A 14,476-nucleotide genomic window follows, 5' to 3' on the forward strand; every position below is an offset into this window, starting at 1 on the left:
AATCGTCTGAAAACTGTCATATGCCTGGCCTAGGGTTTGTATCTCCAATAGTGACCAAATAGTCACGACTGTTGCTGGAGCCAAACCCCAACGTCCCTGGAGGACCTGCCATGCTTAATTCACAACCGCTGGATCGCGATTACCTGATCGACTCGCTGGATGAAGTGGACGCCGTGGTCGACGAACTCTCCTTCAACGTGCAGGACCAGCACTGGCTGGTGTACTGCGCCCTTGGCGGCCACGAGCATTACGACCTGCCGGACATCGACAACCGCACCGGCATGAGCCTGCCGGAGTTCTACGCCGAAGCGGCATGAAACCCCAGGACAAATGAAAACGCCCCGCAATGCGGGGCGTTTTTCGTAGCGACGCTAGGAATTACTGCAGTAGAACCTGGCCAATGGTCGGGTCCTTGAACGCACGGGTCAGCGCGTCGCTGAGCACGTCACCCACCAGCTTGGTGTTGGTCTGCTGGTTCGGTGCGCTGCCGAAACGCTGATTCAGCGAAGCACCGTAACGGCCGGTGTAGCGGCGGCTACCGCCCTGCACGTCAGCGCGAATGGAAGCGGAGATATCTGCCTCGGTGACGTACATACCCTCTTTAGGCGACTGATACTTCAGTTCCGCCAGGGTGATGGTCAGTTGCGGCGCGTTGTAGGCGTTGGCCGACGGGGTGAAGCCGAGCAGACGTACAGCAGCCTCGGCCTCAGCCTGCAGCTTGGGCAGCACATACTCGGGGCTGACGCTGATGGAACTGGTTTCCGGATACAGGCCACCGCGGGTGCCAAGCACCGGCGAAGGACGGCCATCGACCACGCGCACCACCACCGGCTGGCCCTGACCCACGGGAGTCAATGAGCTGGTGAGCTTGGGTTGCGGGGTGAGTTGCTGAGGGCTGAGGGCGCAACCGGCCAGAGTCAGGCTGGCGGCAGCAAGCAAGGCGATCAACGCACGGTGCAGCATGCTCATCTCTCCGAGTGAGGTAAAAGTGGCCGGCAGTATACCCAGCGCGGCCTGAGGCCGACAGTGGTGCAGCATAGGACCGCCAGCACAGCATTGCGGTTCCTGTCATCAGCCTGTCACCGCGCCCTGGCATAAAGATACCCGTCACCACGCTGGAGCCTTCGCCATGCTGTTGCGCCGTCTGTTCAGCCGCGCTCGCCCGATGCGCCATTTTGCCCTGATCGATGGTCAGGGGCTTTGCCGTGCCCTGCGGCAGATGCAGGAACACCCGAGCCAGCCTGGGTGGGTGGAAGTTCGCGAGCCGAGCATCTCCTGGCTGGGCTCCCCCTTGCCTGCCAGCGCCCGGATCACCCCGGTCGTCACACACGCACCAGCCGCTCGCCCGTTGGCGGCCTGACCGGCGGAAGAATAAAAGTCACGCAGGGGCGATCAATTTCCCCTCATTCACCGTTATAATCGCGCCCCGATTATAAGGACGTCTCCTGATCGGGCCGCACGACCTCGCCGATGCAACGTCATCGCCCCGCCCCAGAGAGTCGCCCACTTCGAGCTGCCGCTTCCGGCCAGCCGCTTTCAGCCCATATGCAGAGCCGATAGCAGCCATGCATTGCATGTTTTGTACGGGCAAAAGCGCGCCGAGGCAGTCGAGCTTTTGAGGTTCACCGCTCCAAAAGAGCGTGAAAAAAACGGTTTTTACAAACTTCACAAGAGTGTGGCGAACAGATGAACAGTTTTGCGTCCGCAAATCCCAGCCTTGACCCTCCCCGCCGAACGACAGGGCATCACGCCTGAGTCTGCCGGTATCGCCCTGAAAGGCCGAACGGCCATCCATCTGGTGCAGTTTTCTTGGAGAGAGGTTAATGGCGCATAACGATTACCAAAGCGTAGATGTGGTGCTGGTTGGCGCTGGCATCATGAGCGCGACCCTGGGCGTACTGCTCAAGGAACTCAACCCCGGCATCACCCTGGAAGTGGTAGAGCTGCGCGAGTCCGGCGCAGTGGAAAGCTCCAACCCCTGGAACAACGCCGGCACCGGTCACGCCGCGCTGTGCGAGCTGAACTACACCCCGGAAGGCGCGGACGGCAGCATCGACATCAAGAAGTCGGTGAACATCAACGCCCAGTTCGAGGAGTCCAAGCAGTTCTGGGCCTACCTGATCGAAAAAGGCGCGATCAACTCGCCGAAGACCTTCATCAACCCGGTGCCGCACATGAGCTTCGTGCGCGGCGAAAGCGGCATCGCCTTCCTCAAGAAGCGTTTCGAGGCCCTGCGTCAGCATCACGCCTTCACCGAGATGGAATACACCGAGGATCGCGCCACCATCGCCGAATGGGCGCCGCTGCTGATCCCGGGCCGCGATGCCAGCGAACCGTTGGCGATGACCCGTGTGCAGGCCGGCACCGACGTCAACTTCGGCGCGGTCACCGAGCAGATGCTCGCTTACCTGACCACCCAGCCCGACGCCAAGGTCACCTGCAACCAGAAGGTCACCGACCTCAAGCGCGACGGTGAAGGCTGGCTGGTGGACATCAAGGACACCCGCTCCGGCGCCACGCGCAAGATCAAGAGCAAGTTCGTCTTCCTCGGCGCTGGCGGCGGCGCACTGCCGCTGCTGCAACTGTCCGGCATCCCCGAAGGCAAAGGCTTTGGCGGCTTCCCGGTGAGTGGCCAGTGGCTGCGCTGCGACAACCCTGAGATCGTCAAGCAGCACCAGGCCAAGGTCTACAGCCAGGCTGCCGTCGGCTCGCCACCGATGTCGGTACCGCACCTCGATACCCGCGTGGTCGATGGCAAGAAATCCCTGCTATTCGGCCCCTACGCCGGCTTCACCACCAAGTTCCTCAAGCACGGCTCGTTCCTTGACCTGCCGCTGTCGGTACGCCCCAACAACCTCGGCCCGATGCTGGCGGTGGCGCGCGACAACATGGACCTGACCCGCTACCTGATCAAGGAAGTGATGCAGTCCGAGGAGCAGCGCCTGAACACCCTGCGCGGCTTCTACCCCGAAGCCAAGGCAGAGGACTGGCGCCTGGAAGTCGCTGGCCAGCGCGTGCAGATCATCAAGAAGGACAGTAAGAACGGCGGCGTGCTACAGTTCGGCACCGAACTGGTGGCTGCAGCCGACGGCACCATCGCCGCATTGCTCGGCGCCTCGCCGGGCGCATCGGTCACCGTGTCGATCATGCTCGACCTGATTCGCCGTTGCTTCCCCGAGCAGGCCAAGAGCGACGAATGGCGCAGCAAACTCGACGAGATCTTCCCGGCCATGGCCGATGTTCTGTCCAGCGACGCCGCGCGCTACCACGAAGTGCAGACGCAATCGAATCAGCGCCTGCAGCTCGACATCCCCAGCGCCTGATCGTCACGCACAAAAAACCGCCCTTCGGGGCGGTTTTTTATGGGGTTACTGCTGACCCCAAGGCAGAATCGGAATGGCCGTCACCGCATTCTGCGGGCTGCCCTCGATCACCCGGTCGCTGTAGACCAGATACACCAGTGTGTTGCGCTTGCTGTCGAAGAAACGCACCACCTGCATGGTCTTGAACACCAGCGAAGTGCGTTCCTTGAACACCTCCTCGCCGTCCTTGAGCGTGCCCTTGAAGGCAATGGGACCGACCTGGCGGCAGGCGATGGAGGCCTCGGCCCGATCCTCGGCCAGGCCCAGACCACCCTTCACTCCGCCGGTCTTGGCGCGCGACAGGTAGCAAGTCACACCATCCACCTTGGGGTCATCGAAGGCCTCGACGACGATCTTGTCGTTCGGCCCCACCCATTTGAACACCGTCGACACCTCGCCGATGGTTTCGGCCAGTGCCAGGCTGGGCAGCATCAACAGCCCCAAGGCAATGCCCTTGAATAGCCGCATGAGCGTCTCCTTCATACGAGGATCAGATTGTCGCGATGCACCAGCTCCGGCTCATCGACATAGCCCAGCAGCTTCTCGATGGCGTCCGACGGCTGGCCGATGATCTTCTGCGCTTCCAGCGCACTGTAGTTGACCAGACCACGCGCAACCTCACGGCCGTCAGGCGATACGCAGACCACCATCTCGCCACGGCGGAAGCTACCCTGCACAGCCTTCACGCCGACCGGCAGCAGGCTCTTGCGATCCTGGCTCAACGCCTTCACCGCGCCGGCATCCAGCACCAGGGTGCCACGGGTCTGTAGGTGGCCAGCCAGCCACTGCTTGCGCGCCGCCAGCAAGCCACGCTCGGGGGCCAGCAGCGTGCCCAAACGCTCGCCCGCCTTGAGCCGCGCCAACACCTGCTCGATGGCTCCACCAACGATCACCGTATGCGCCCCGGAGCGCGCAGCCAGACGCGAAGCACGCAACTTGGTCTGCATACCGCCACGGCCCAGCGCACCACCGACGCCACCAGCTACCGCATCCAGTGCCGGGTCATCGGCGCGGGCTTCGAAGATCAGCTCGGCATCGGGATTGTGGCGCGGGTCGGCGTTGTACATGCCATCGCGGTCGGTGAGGATCACCAGCAGATCGGCTTCCACCAGGTTGGCTACCAGCGCGGCCAGGGTGTCGTTGTCGCCGAAGCGGATTTCATCGGTGACCACGGTGTCGTTCTCGTTGATCACCGGAATCACGTCGAGATTCACCAAGGTGCGCAGGGTGCTGCGCGCGTTGAGGTAGCGCTTGCGGTCGGAGAGATCGTCGTGCGTCAGCAGCACCTGTGCGGTACGCCGGCTGTGCTCGGCAAAGCTCGACTCCCAGGCCTGCACCAGGGCCATCTGGCCAATGGCGGCAGCGGCCTGCAGCTCGTGCATCGCGCTGGGTCGGCTGGTCCAGCCGAGACGGCTCATGCCGGCAGCCACCGCGCCGGAGGACACCAGCACCAGTTCCACGCCCTGCTCACGCAGCGCGACCATCTGCTTGACCCACACCGCCATGGCCGCACGATCCAGGCCACGCCCGTCGGCGGTCAGCAGCGCGCTGCCGATCTTCACCACCCAGCGCCGCGCGCCGGTCACCTTGTCACGCATGATCTTCCAACCTTAGCCAGAAAATGATGGGGTCCACCCCACCTACAAAAACGCCGCAATTAAGCGGCGTTGGAAATTTGCTTAATCCCGGACGTAAATGATTTCCGGGCCATCGTCGTCTTCTTCGTCGAGGAAGTCATCGTCCTCGTCGATATCGTCGACACTGCGCACACCGGATTTACGCAGCGCACGCTGGTCATCCAGCGCCTGCAGACGGGCACGCGCCTCGTCTTCGATGCGCTGATCCAGCTCGGCCAGCTCCTCGGCGAATACCGGGTCCTCGGCGATGCGCTCGGCACGCACTTCCAGGTAGTGCATGATGTCGCGGCTGATGCGCTCGGTGCCGTCGCGGCTGATGGCCGAGACCACGTAAACCGGGCCCTGCCAGTTCAGACGGGCAACGATATCGGCCTTGCGCGCCTCGCGCTCGTCCTCGGGCACCTGGTCCATCTTGTTCAGCACCAGCCAGCGATCGCGCTCGGCCAGCGCCGGGCTGAAGCGCCCCAGCTCGTCGATGATCACCTGCGCAGCCTCGGCCGGATCGCTCTCGTCCAGCGGCGCCATGTCCACCAGATGCAGCAGCAGGCGAGTACGCGCCAGGTGCTTGAGGAAGCGAATGCCCAGACCGGCACCGTCCGAAGCGCCTTCGATCAGCCCCGGAATGTCGGCGACGACGAAGCTCTTGAAGCGATCGACGCTGACCACGCCCAGGTTCGGCACCAGGGTGGTGAAGGGGTAATCGGCGACTTTCGGCTTGGCCGCGGAAACGGCGCGGATGAAGGTGCTCTTGCCGGCATTGGGCAGACCGAGCAGGCCGACGTCGGCCAGCACTTTCAGCTCGAGCTTGAGATCGCGCGACTCGCCCGGCTTGCCCGGCGTGGTCTGCCTCGGCGCACGGTTGGTACTGGACTTGAAGCGGGTGTTGCCCAGGCCGTGCCAGCCGCCCTGAGCGACCATCAGGCGCTGACCGGGCTTGACCAGGTCACCAATCACTTCCTGCGTGGCCACGTCGATCACCGTGGTGCCGACCGGTACCGGCAGGATCAGGTCCTCGCCCTTGGCGCCGGTGCAATCGGTGCTGCCGCCCTTCTCGCCATTCTGCGCGTTGAATTTGCGCGTATAGCGGTAATCGATCAGGGTGTTGAGGTTGGCGTCGGCCTCGAGGAATACCGAGCCGCCGTCGCCGCCGTCGCCGCCGTTGGGGCCGCCCTTCTCGATGAATTTCTCGCGACGGAAGGCCATCATGCCGTTACCGCCGTCACCGGCTTTTACAAAAATCGAAACTTCGTCGACAAATTTCATGGATACGCCTCCCGCAAGCGCTGCGGGTCAACAGAACAACGTAAAGGCCCTTGCCGGATGACCCCACGCAAACAGCGTGGCGTTACGGGTGATCGGGCAAGAACCCAAGGATACAGAAACAAAAAAAACGCCTGGAGCGTTTTTTAACGTCGCTTGCGACGGCCCGGAGGGTTGCCGCCATGGACGGCGGGCCAATAAAAAAGCCCCGTCCTACGGACAGGGCTTTTCCAGCGCGTAGGCGATTAGGCCTGGACGACGCTCACGTAGCGACGGCCGAAAGCGCCCTTCACTTCGAACTTGACCACGCCTTCGATTTTAGCGAAGAGGGTGTGGTCTTTGCCCATGCCCACGCCGAAACCCGGGTGGAACTCGGTGCCGCGCTGACGAACGATGATGTTACCGGCCTTGATGACCTGACCACCGTACATTTTCACGCCAAGGCGTTTACTTTCGGAATCGCGGCCGTTACGGGTAGAACCGCCAGCTTTTTTGTGTGCCATGAGTCAATACTCCTATAAAGGATCGGGGCCGACGAATCAGGCCTGGATACCGGTGATTTTGATCTCAGTGAACCACTGACGGTGGCCCTGACGCTTCATGTGGTGCTTACGACGGCGGAACTTGATGATGCGCACTTTATCGTGACGGCCTTGCGACACGACTTCGGCAACCACTTTAGCGCCGTCTACGACCGGAGCGCCGATCTGAACGTCGTCGCCATTGCCGATCAGCAGAACGCGATCGAAAGTCACGGCTTCGCCGGTAGCGACTTCGAGCTTCTCGATCTTGAGGAATTCGCCTTCGGTGACTTTGTATTGCTTGCCACCAGTAACAATTACTGCGTACATGGTAAATCTCCGTTGATCCTGCTCACCCAGCGCTTTAGAAAAGTCGTTATTGGCTGGCATGGCTGCTTGGGGCCGGAAGTGACACCCTTGCAATTGCGTAAGGCAGGGAAATGCCCAGGGGGAAGTTCAGGGTGCGCGATTGTACGCAAGCGCCGAACGCTTCGCAAGGGGCGCCAGTGCTTGCCTTGACAGCCCCTACCCTGCCACCTAGCATGCCGCGCAACCTCACAGGAGCACCAGTCGCCGATGCAACCCCAGGCTTTCTACCGCGTGGTAGCGGACGATTTCACCGCCGTCGATGGCATCATTCGCCAACAGGTGGTTTCCCGCGTGCCGCTGGTGGAAAAGATCGGCGACTATATCATCTCCGCTGGCGGCAAACGCCTACGCCCGCTTCTGGTGCTGCTCAGCGGTCGCGCGCTGGGTTACCAGGCCGACGACCTGCGCCTGCTGGCCGCCACCATCGAGTTTCTACACACTGCCACCCTGCTGCATGACGATGTGGTCGACATGTCCGACATGCGCCGCGGGCGCAGCACCGCCAACGCCCAGTGGGGCAACGCACCGAGCGTACTGGTGGGCGACTTCCTTTATTCACGCTCGTTCGAAATGATGGTCGAGCTCGGCTCCATGCCGGTAATGAAGATTCTCTCCCACGCCACCCGCGTGATCGCCGAAGGCGAAGTGCTGCAACTGTCCAAGGTACGCGACGCCAGCACCACGGAAGAGACCTATATGGAAGTCATCCGTGGCAAGACAGCGATGCTGTTCGAGGCCTCGACCCACAGTGCCGCCGCCCTGGCCGGCGCCAACGAGGCGCAGCGCGAAGCCCTGCGCACCTTCGGCGACCACCTGGGTATCGCCTTCCAACTGGTCGACGACCTGCTCGACTACAAGGGCGACGCGGCCGAGCTGGGCAAGAACGTCGGTGACGACCTGGCCGAAGGCAAGCCGACCCTGCCGCTGATCTACACCATGCGTGAAGGCACCGAGGAACAGGCCGCTCTGGTACGCCGTGCGATTCAGAAAGGCGGTATCGAAGACCTGGAAAGCATCCGCGCTGCCGTGGATGCCGCTGGCGCTCTGGATTACACCGCACAACTCGCCCGCGACTACGCCGAACGCGCCATTGCCTGCCTGGAAGTGCTACCGGCCGGCGAATATCGCGATGCGCTGATCGAGTTGAGCCGTTTCGCCGTCGCTCGTACACATTGAAAGCAGCGGTGCGCACGGCGCACCCTACGGAAAGTCGCGCGCATCATGCCCGTAGGGTGTCGCGGGGCCGCCTAGGCCGTGCACACCAACTGCCAGAAACGAAAACGCCCCGAACCAGTCGGGGCGTTTTGCGTTCAGGCCTGGCGGATTACAGACGCAGGCCGCCGTCCAGCTCCAGAATGCGACCGGTGTAGTAGTCGTTTTCCAGAATGTAGGCCACCGAATGCGCGATCTCGGCCGGCTTGCCCATGCGCTTGAGCGGAATGCCGGAGGTCATCTTCTCCAGCGCTTCCGGCTTCATGCTGCCGGTCATCTCGGTTTCGATGAAGCCCGGCGCCACACCCGCGACGCGGATGCCGTAGCGCGCCAGCTCCTTGGCCCAGACCACGGTGTCGGCAGCCACGCCCGCCTTGGCTGCAGAGTAGTTGGCCTGGCCCATGTTGCCGGCACGGGAGATCGAGGAAATGTTGACGATGGCGCCCTGGTTGCCCAGCTCGATCATCTTCGCCGCCACTTCACGGGTACAGAGGAAGACGCCGGTCAGGTTGACATCGATCACCGCCTGCCACTGCGCCAGGCTCATCTTGGTCATTTCGCCATCCTTCACACGGATGGTCAGGCCATCGCGCAGGATGCCGGCGTTGTTGACCAGGCCGTTGATGGCGCCGAAGTCATCGGCCACCTGGGCGACCATATGGGTCACCTGCTCTTCATCGGCAACGTTGCACAGATAGGCGCGAGCATCGCCACCGGCGGCCTTGCAGGCAGCCACGGCTTCGTCGAGTTTTTCCTGGTTCAGATCGACCAGCGCCAACTTGGCGCCCTTGGCCGCCAGGTACTCACCCATGGCGCGGCCCAGTCCCTGGCAACCGCCAGTGATGATGATGACTTTGTCTTTCAGTTGCATCGCTTTATCCCCTCAAGGTGCAGCATTTACCGACCCCGCTGATGCCCGCTAACCGCTATGCTAGGGCGTCTGTCCGTTTCTGACGGATTCTTTGCGAGGAGTCATAAGGTGAGCGTGAAAGCCGGCAAGCATGCACGAGAATTGCTGCTCAAGGAATACCGTGGCGTGCTCAGCACCCACTCCAAGGCCATGCCGGGTTTCCCTTTCGGATCGGTGGTGCCCTACTGCCTGGACGCCGAAGGCCGCCCACTGATCCTGATCAGCCGCATCGCCCAGCACACCCATAATCTCGGGCAGGACGCCAAATGTTCGCTACTGGTCGGCGAACGTGGCGCAGAGGATGTGCAGGCGGTCGGCCGCCTCACTTTGCTCGCCGAAGCACGACAGTTGCATGACGAGGACGAAATCGAAGCGGCCGCACAGCGTTATTACCGCTTTTTCACCCAGTCGCGCGACTACCATCGGGCGCATGATTTCGATTTCTGGCGGCTGGAGCCGGTGCGCTGGCGCTTCATCGGCGGCTTCGGTGCCATTCACTGGCTCGAACAGGTGGCCCTGGCCAATCCCTTCGCGACGGACGGCAGCGAAGCGAGCATGGTCGAGCACATGAACGACGACCACGCCAGCGCCATCGCACATTACGTCGAACTGGCCGGCCTACCGCAACACGAACCCGCGCAGATGGCCGGTGTCGACAGTGAAGGCTTTCATCTGCGCATCGGCCAGAGCCTGTACTGGCTGCCCTTTCCCGCACCCTGCGGCAATCCCGGCGCCGTGCGCCAGGCGCTGGTGCAACTGGCCAGAGCCGAGAGCTGGCCGACCAATGGCGCGCCTTCAGCTTGAATTAAGCGCGAAACGCCATATTTAACTTCTACGGGAAGCCCGTCTTCCGCCAAGGACACTTCGACTCATGCGCGCGTTTCTGTTCCTCTTTCTGCTCTTTCCCATTATCGAGCTGGCCCTGCTGATCAAGGTCGGCAGCGCCATAGGCGTGCTGCCCACGCTCATGCTGGTGATCGGCACCGCTATCCTCGGCAGCTTGCTGCTGCGCGTCGCAGGTGTCGCCACCGCCTGGCGTGCCCGCGAAAAGCTCTCGCGTGGTGAGCTGCCCGAGCAGGAAATGCTCGAAGGCCTGCTGATCGCCGTCGGCGGTGGCCTGCTGCTGCTGCCGGGTTTCATCAGCGACATCTTCGGCGTGCTCTGCCTGATTCCCTTCACCCGGCGCCTGCTGGTGGGCAAGATCCGCCGCCGCGCCGAGGAGCAGGCCCTGCGCCAGCGCGCCTTCTTCGATGACCAGGCCGCCCGCACCGGCAAGACCAATCCCAACGTGCTCGAAGGCGAGTACGAGCGTCGCGACTGATCCTACAGCACCTGTAGGAGCCGGCTTGCCGGCGATCTCTCTGGCTGATCGCCGGCAAGCCGGCTCCTACGCAAGTCCACCCCTCTGCAGCGCAAAAAATTTTACCCCCGCCCCTTGAAATGCCCTTGCCCGCCCACATGTAGCAGTCACCGCAAGGTGCCTGCCCGCTGAGGCAGTCCGACTTTCGCGGTGCGCCCAGCGTGCCGCGCCCGGCCTCGCCGGATTTTACAAACCCGCCGACCAATCAAGAGTCGGCAAGTTGGCCATTCAATTGTTAGGAGAGATCGACAATGAAGCTTCGTCCTCTGCATGACCGCGTCGTGATCCGTCGCAGCGAAGAAGAGACCAAAACCGCAGGCGGCATCGTGCTGCCGGGTTCGGCCGCCGAGAAGCCGAACCAGGGTGAAGTCGTTGCCGTCGGTACCGGTAAGGTTCTGGATAACGGCGAAGTCCGTCCGCTGGCCGTCAAGGTCGGTGACAAGGTGGTATTCGGCCCGTACTCCGGCAGCAACACCGTCAAAGTAGACGGCGAAGACCTGCTGGTAATGGGCGAGAACGAAATCCTCGCTGTCGTCGAAGCCTGATTCCCACGAATCTCCGTTTAACCTTCAAGAATTTGAGGACTGATCAACATGGCTGCTAAAGAAGTCAAGTTTGGCGATTCCGCCCGCAAGAAAATGCTCGTTGGCGTCAACGTACTGGCCGACGCCGTCAAAGCCACCCTCGGCCCGAAAGGCCGTAACGTGGTTCTGGCCAAATCCTTCGGCGCCCCGACCATCACCAAAGACGGTGTGTCGGTTGCCAAGGAAATCGAACTGAAAGACGCCTTCGAGAACATGGGCGCCCAGCTGGTCAAGGACGTCGCGTCCAAGGCCAACGACGCTGCCGGTGACGGCACCACCACCGCTACCGTTCTGGCTCAAGCCATCGTCAACGAAGGCCTGAAGTCCGTCGCTGCCGGTATGAACCCGATGGACCTGAAGCGCGGCATCGACAAGGCCACCGTCGCCATCGTTGCCCAACTGAAAGAACTGGCCAAGCCGTGCACCGACACCAAGGCCATCGCTCAGGTCGGCACCATCTCTGCCAACTCCGACAACTCCATCGGTGACATCATCGCCGAAGCCATGGAAAAGGTCGGCAAAGAAGGCGTCATCACCGTTGAGGAAGGCTCGGGCCTGGAAAACGAACTGTCCGTCGTAGAAGGTATGCAGTTCGACCGCGGCTACCTGTCGCCGTACTTCATCAACAAGCCGGACACCATGGTTGCCGAGCTGGAAGGCCCGCTGCTGCTGCTGGTCGACAAGAAGATCAGCAACATCCGCGAACTGCTGCCGGTTCTGGAAGCCGTTGCCAAAGCTGGCCGTCCGCTGCTGATCGTGGCTGAAGACGTCGAAGGCGAAGCTCTGGCTACCCTGGTCGTCAACAACATGCGCGGCATCGTCAAGGTCGCTGCCGTCAAGGCTCCGGGCTTCGGCGACCGCCGCAAGGCCATGCTGCAGGACATCGCCATCCTCACCGGCGGCACCGTGATCTCCGAAGAAGTCGGCCTGTCCCTGGAAAGCGCCACTCTGGAGCACCTGGGTAACGCCAAGCGCGTCGTGCTGAACAAGGACAACACCACCATCATCGATGGTGCTGGTGCCCAGGTCGACATCGAAGCCCGCGTTGCGCAGATCCGCAAGCAGGTCGAAGAAACCTCTTCCGACTACGACAAAGAGAAGCTGCAAGAGCGTCTGGCCAAACTGGCTGGCGGTGTTGCCGTGATCAAGGTTGGCGCTGCCACCGAAGTCGAGATGAAAGAGAAGAAAGCCCGCGTTGAAGACGCCCTGCACGCTACCCGCGCAGCCGTGGAAGAAGGCGTGGTGCCTGGCGGTGGCGTTGCCCTGGTGCGCGCTCTGCTGGCAATCGACGAGCTGAAAGGCGACAACGAAGACCAGAACGTCGGTATCGCTCTGCTGCGTCGCGCTGTCGAAGCGCCGCTGCGTCAGATCGTTGCCAACGCCGGCGGCGAGCCGAGCGTAGTGGTCGACAAGGTCAAGCAGGGTTCGGGCAACTTCGGCTTCAACGCCGCGACCGACACCTACGGCGACATGATCGAGATGGGTATTCTCGACCCGGCCAAGGTCACCCGTTCGGCCCTGCAAGCTGCTGCTTCCATCGGTGGCCTGATGATCACCACCGAGGCCATGGTTGCCGAAGCGGCTGATGACAAGGCTCCGGCCATGCCTGATATGGGTGGCATGGGCGGTATGGGTGGCATGGGCGGCATGATGTAAGCCACCCGGCTCCTTAGCAGTACCAAGAACCCCGCGCCCGTCGCGGGGTTTTTTATGGCCTGCCATCCATGGCGGCCACCCTGCGGGCCGCCGTACGCGACGTTAAAAATTTCTCCCGGAAATTTTTTATGCCCGACGAAGAGCGCTACAGGCCGAAAAATCCGATGACATTTCCTGTGGACTCGGGAACGTTGTTTGCTTATGTTTTGTTACAACCCTGAACGATGCAGTCCCCGTTCACGAGACGAGTACTGCGTAAACCTCCAATAGAAGAACAAAAATATGGCCCCTTGCAGTACGAGCGAGATTCCTCAGCAGGTATTCCAATACTGGTGGCAACAGCAAGGTGATTGGGTCGAAGAGCCCAACGCTCGTCGCGGCGGCGAAAGTGGCGTGCAGCGCCTGCTGGATGAAACCGGTGTGCTCTACGCCAAGAAACAGATCGGCCATCTCTACCGCAGCCTGCTGCACCCACAGGGACGCCCGACCGTACTGCGCGAACGCAGTGCATTGCTGGCCCTGGACGCACTCGGCGTGCCCGTTCCCAAGCTGATCTACTGCGGCGTCGAACGCGACCCACAACAGGGCTGGCGGGGCCTGCTGGTGACCGCCGAGCTCGAAGGCTTCATGGACATCGAAAGCTGGTACGCCAAAGGCGGCCGCAAAGCCTGTGGCGAAGCCGTACACACCGAGCTGCTGCAACTTGTTGGCGCGACTCTGGCGCGCATGCACCTGGGGCGCTGGCAGCACGGTTGCCTGTATGCCAAACATGTCTTCGTTAACGTTGCCGGCGAAACGCCGCAGGTTGCCCTGCTGGATCTGGAGAAAAGCCGTCGCCGCCTGACACGCGTTCAGGCTGCTCAGCACGACCTGCCTCAACTACGACGCCACAGCCCCTGGTCCGACGCCGACTGGCAGCAACTGCTGCAGGGCTATCGCCAGATCTTCGCCGATGGTGCCAAAGGCTTCGGCACGGCTATTGCCTGAACAAACGACTGCCGGCCCAAGGTCGGCAGTGTTTTTCCCGCAACACCTCGTTCTATCCGCATCATCCCCACCAGGAAGTGGCTCTACCTTGCACCTTTGCGCTGGGTAGCAAGCAGAGCTGCAGGCGACTGCAACTGCCAGGGCCGGCTGTTACAGGGGGCCTTAACGGGCACCTAAGGTTACGTCGATACGTTACCCGCAGCATTGTTGAACCAACCGACAAGGCCCGTGTCCCAGCACAGCCCCGGCTGGTGCCAGCTACGCGCTAAGACCGTTCGTCGCATAAGACGACGACAAGGCAATGGGTGATCTAGGTTTAGCGAACAGCGTTTGGCAGCGCTTTCAAGGGGTTAGCAAAATGAAATTAGAAATAGCACGAGGTTTGTTCTTGGGCCTCGCCCTCAGCGTAACGGCAATCGCCGCCGCAGCCTGGCAGGAGCCCGGCCCACGTGTGCTGGAAGCGCACGCCTGCACCGCAGCAGAGCCCTGCCCCACCGCGCCTTTGCGCAAGCAAGTGCAGCCCGCCGCCAAACCCGATGCCAATTTGCTGGTGCTGATGTTCAGCCTGAGTGGCGCGATGAAGGGCGAGCACTAAGTCACACCCACGGTCACACCTCG

The 14,476-nt window shown here is 62.1% G+C and carries 17 protein-coding genes; 10 read left to right on the forward strand and 7 right to left on the reverse strand.

Features of this window, described 5'->3' with window-relative positions; genetic code table 11:
* The first annotated feature begins 110 nt into the window (after positions 1-110).
* Positions 111-317 carry a hypothetical protein gene (locus BM186_RS15475; RefSeq protein WP_004424534.1) on the forward strand — a complete coding sequence of 69 codons (207 nt, stop codon included), beginning with the start codon at positions 111-113 and terminating at the stop codon, positions 315-317.
* A gap of 61 nt (positions 318-378) precedes the next feature.
* Here BM186_RS15475 and BM186_RS15480 read toward each other — a convergent pair whose 3' ends face one another.
* Positions 379-963: a YajG family lipoprotein gene (locus BM186_RS15480; RefSeq protein WP_031306642.1), complete on the reverse strand. Its 585-nt coding sequence runs from the start codon at positions 961-963 to the stop codon at positions 379-381.
* A gap of 166 nt (positions 964-1,129) precedes the next feature.
* Here BM186_RS15480 and BM186_RS15485 point away from each other — a divergent pair, with 166 nt between their 5' ends.
* Together BM186_RS15485 and mqo are read left to right on the forward strand one after the other, a co-directional pair.
* The gene (locus BM186_RS15485; protein ID WP_072424313.1) at positions 1,130-1,360 is read left to right on the forward strand and encodes a hypothetical protein; all 231 of its coding nucleotides are present in this window, start codon (positions 1,130-1,132) and stop codon (positions 1,358-1,360) included.
* 463 nt (positions 1,361-1,823) lie between these two features.
* Positions 1,824-3,323 carry a malate dehydrogenase (quinone) gene (gene mqo, locus BM186_RS15495; RefSeq protein WP_074916394.1) on the forward strand — a complete coding sequence of 500 codons (1,500 nt, stop codon included), beginning with the start codon at positions 1,824-1,826 and terminating at the stop codon, positions 3,321-3,323.
* A gap of 45 nt (positions 3,324-3,368) precedes the next feature.
* Here mqo and BM186_RS15500 read toward each other — a convergent pair whose 3' ends face one another.
* The 5 genes from BM186_RS15500 to rplU all read right to left on the reverse strand — a co-directional run bounded on the left by BM186_RS15500 (position 3,369) and on the right by rplU (position 7,110).
* Positions 3,369-3,830, reverse strand: a complete 462-nt coding sequence (locus BM186_RS15500; RefSeq protein WP_074916396.1) for a CreA family protein — start codon at positions 3,828-3,830, stop codon at positions 3,369-3,371.
* Between the two features lie 11 nt (positions 3,831-3,841).
* Complete coding sequence (proB, locus tag BM186_RS15505) at positions 3,842-4,960, reverse strand: glutamate 5-kinase (protein ID WP_072424316.1); 1,119 nt, start codon at positions 4,958-4,960, stop codon at positions 3,842-3,844.
* An 81-nt stretch (positions 4,961-5,041) separates the two neighbouring features.
* Complete coding sequence (gene cgtA, locus BM186_RS15510; RefSeq protein ID WP_017675396.1) at positions 5,042-6,262, reverse strand: Obg family GTPase CgtA; 1,221 nt, start codon at positions 6,260-6,262, stop codon at positions 5,042-5,044.
* A gap of 242 nt (positions 6,263-6,504) precedes the next feature.
* Entirely contained in the window at positions 6,505-6,762 is a 258-nt protein-coding gene (rpmA, locus tag BM186_RS15515) for a 50S ribosomal protein L27 (RefSeq protein ID WP_003240427.1), read from the reverse strand.
* A gap of 36 nt (positions 6,763-6,798) precedes the next feature.
* The gene (gene rplU, locus BM186_RS15520) at positions 6,799-7,110 is read right to left on the reverse strand and encodes a 50S ribosomal protein L21 (protein WP_004424548.1); all 312 of its coding nucleotides are present in this window, start codon (positions 7,108-7,110) and stop codon (positions 6,799-6,801) included.
* A 246-nt stretch (positions 7,111-7,356) separates the two neighbouring features.
* Between rplU and BM186_RS15525 the strand changes: the two genes are divergently transcribed.
* The gene (locus BM186_RS15525; RefSeq protein ID WP_074679366.1) at positions 7,357-8,325 is read left to right on the forward strand and encodes a polyprenyl synthetase family protein; all 969 of its coding nucleotides are present in this window, start codon (positions 7,357-7,359) and stop codon (positions 8,323-8,325) included.
* A gap of 148 nt (positions 8,326-8,473) precedes the next feature.
* Here the strand turns inward: BM186_RS15525 and BM186_RS15530 are convergent, their stop codons facing one another.
* Positions 8,474-9,232, reverse strand: a complete 759-nt coding sequence (locus tag BM186_RS15530) for an SDR family oxidoreductase (RefSeq protein ID WP_072424318.1) — start codon at positions 9,230-9,232, stop codon at positions 8,474-8,476.
* A 108-nt stretch (positions 9,233-9,340) separates the two neighbouring features.
* Here BM186_RS15530 and BM186_RS15535 point away from each other — a divergent pair, with 108 nt between their 5' ends.
* From BM186_RS15535 to BM186_RS15560, 6 genes are all read left to right on the forward strand, one after another.
* A complete protein-coding gene (locus BM186_RS15535) occupies positions 9,341-10,075 on the forward strand; it encodes a HugZ family pyridoxamine 5'-phosphate oxidase (protein WP_074916398.1) in 735 nt (244 codons plus the stop codon).
* 67 nt (positions 10,076-10,142) lie between these two features.
* Positions 10,143-10,592 carry an FxsA family protein gene (locus tag BM186_RS15540; protein ID WP_074916400.1) on the forward strand — a complete coding sequence of 150 codons (450 nt, stop codon included), beginning with the start codon at positions 10,143-10,145 and terminating at the stop codon, positions 10,590-10,592.
* A gap of 290 nt (positions 10,593-10,882) precedes the next feature.
* Entirely contained in the window at positions 10,883-11,176 is a 294-nt protein-coding gene (locus BM186_RS15545; RefSeq protein WP_017675400.1) for a co-chaperone GroES, read from the forward strand.
* Positions 11,177-11,224: 48 nt separating this feature from the next.
* Positions 11,225-12,871, forward strand: coding sequence for a chaperonin GroEL (gene groL / locus BM186_RS15550; protein ID WP_074916402.1), 1,647 nt, complete (start codon positions 11,225-11,227; stop codon positions 12,869-12,871).
* A gap of 282 nt (positions 12,872-13,153) precedes the next feature.
* Positions 13,154-13,858 (forward strand): lipopolysaccharide kinase InaA family protein, encoded by a 705-nt coding sequence (locus BM186_RS15555; RefSeq protein ID WP_074916404.1) that lies wholly within the window; start codon positions 13,154-13,156, stop codon positions 13,856-13,858.
* Positions 13,859-14,216: 358 nt separating this feature from the next.
* Positions 14,217-14,453 (forward strand): hypothetical protein, encoded by a 237-nt coding sequence (locus BM186_RS15560; RefSeq protein ID WP_072424323.1) that lies wholly within the window; start codon positions 14,217-14,219, stop codon positions 14,451-14,453.
* The last annotated feature ends 23 nt before the right edge of the window (positions 14,454-14,476 follow it).

Source organism: Ectopseudomonas toyotomiensis (assembly GCF_900115695.1).
In the GTDB taxonomy this organism is placed as follows: Bacteria; Pseudomonadota; Gammaproteobacteria; order Pseudomonadales; family Pseudomonadaceae; genus Aquipseudomonas; species Aquipseudomonas toyotomiensis.

Coding starts and splice junctions, on each gene's coding strand:
- BM186_RS15525 (WP_074679366.1), top strand. CDS start 7,357: ATGCAACCCCAGGCTTTCTACCGCGTGGTAGCGGACGATTTCACCGCC.
- BM186_RS15540 (WP_074916400.1), top strand. CDS start 10,143: ATGCGCGCGTTTCTGTTCCTCTTTCTGCTCTTTCCCATTATCGAGCTG.
- BM186_RS15530 (WP_072424318.1), bottom strand. CDS start 9,232: ATGCAACTGAAAGACAAAGTCATCATCATCACTGGCGGTTGCCAGGGA.
- rpmA (WP_003240427.1), bottom strand. CDS start 6,762: ATGGCACACAAAAAAGCTGGCGGTTCTACCCGTAACGGCCGCGATTCC.
- BM186_RS15480 (WP_031306642.1), bottom strand. CDS start 963: ATGCTGCACCGTGCGTTGATCGCCTTGCTTGCTGCCGCCAGCCTGACT.
- groL (WP_074916402.1), top strand. CDS start 11,225: ATGGCTGCTAAAGAAGTCAAGTTTGGCGATTCCGCCCGCAAGAAAATG.
- BM186_RS15500 (WP_074916396.1), bottom strand. CDS start 3,830: ATGCGGCTATTCAAGGGCATTGCCTTGGGGCTGTTGATGCTGCCCAGC.
- BM186_RS15560 (WP_072424323.1), top strand. CDS start 14,217: ATGAAATTAGAAATAGCACGAGGTTTGTTCTTGGGCCTCGCCCTCAGC.
- rplU (WP_004424548.1), bottom strand. CDS start 7,110: ATGTACGCAGTAATTGTTACTGGTGGCAAGCAATACAAAGTCACCGAA.
- BM186_RS15555 (WP_074916404.1), top strand. CDS start 13,154: ATGGCCCCTTGCAGTACGAGCGAGATTCCTCAGCAGGTATTCCAATAC.
- BM186_RS15475 (WP_004424534.1), top strand. CDS start 111: ATGCTTAATTCACAACCGCTGGATCGCGATTACCTGATCGACTCGCTG.
- BM186_RS15485 (WP_072424313.1), top strand. CDS start 1,130: ATGCTGTTGCGCCGTCTGTTCAGCCGCGCTCGCCCGATGCGCCATTTT.
- mqo (WP_074916394.1), top strand. CDS start 1,824: ATGGCGCATAACGATTACCAAAGCGTAGATGTGGTGCTGGTTGGCGCT.
- BM186_RS15545 (WP_017675400.1), top strand. CDS start 10,883: ATGAAGCTTCGTCCTCTGCATGACCGCGTCGTGATCCGTCGCAGCGAA.
- proB (WP_072424316.1), bottom strand. CDS start 4,960: ATGCGTGACAAGGTGACCGGCGCGCGGCGCTGGGTGGTGAAGATCGGC.
- cgtA (WP_017675396.1), bottom strand. CDS start 6,262: ATGAAATTTGTCGACGAAGTTTCGATTTTTGTAAAAGCCGGTGACGGC.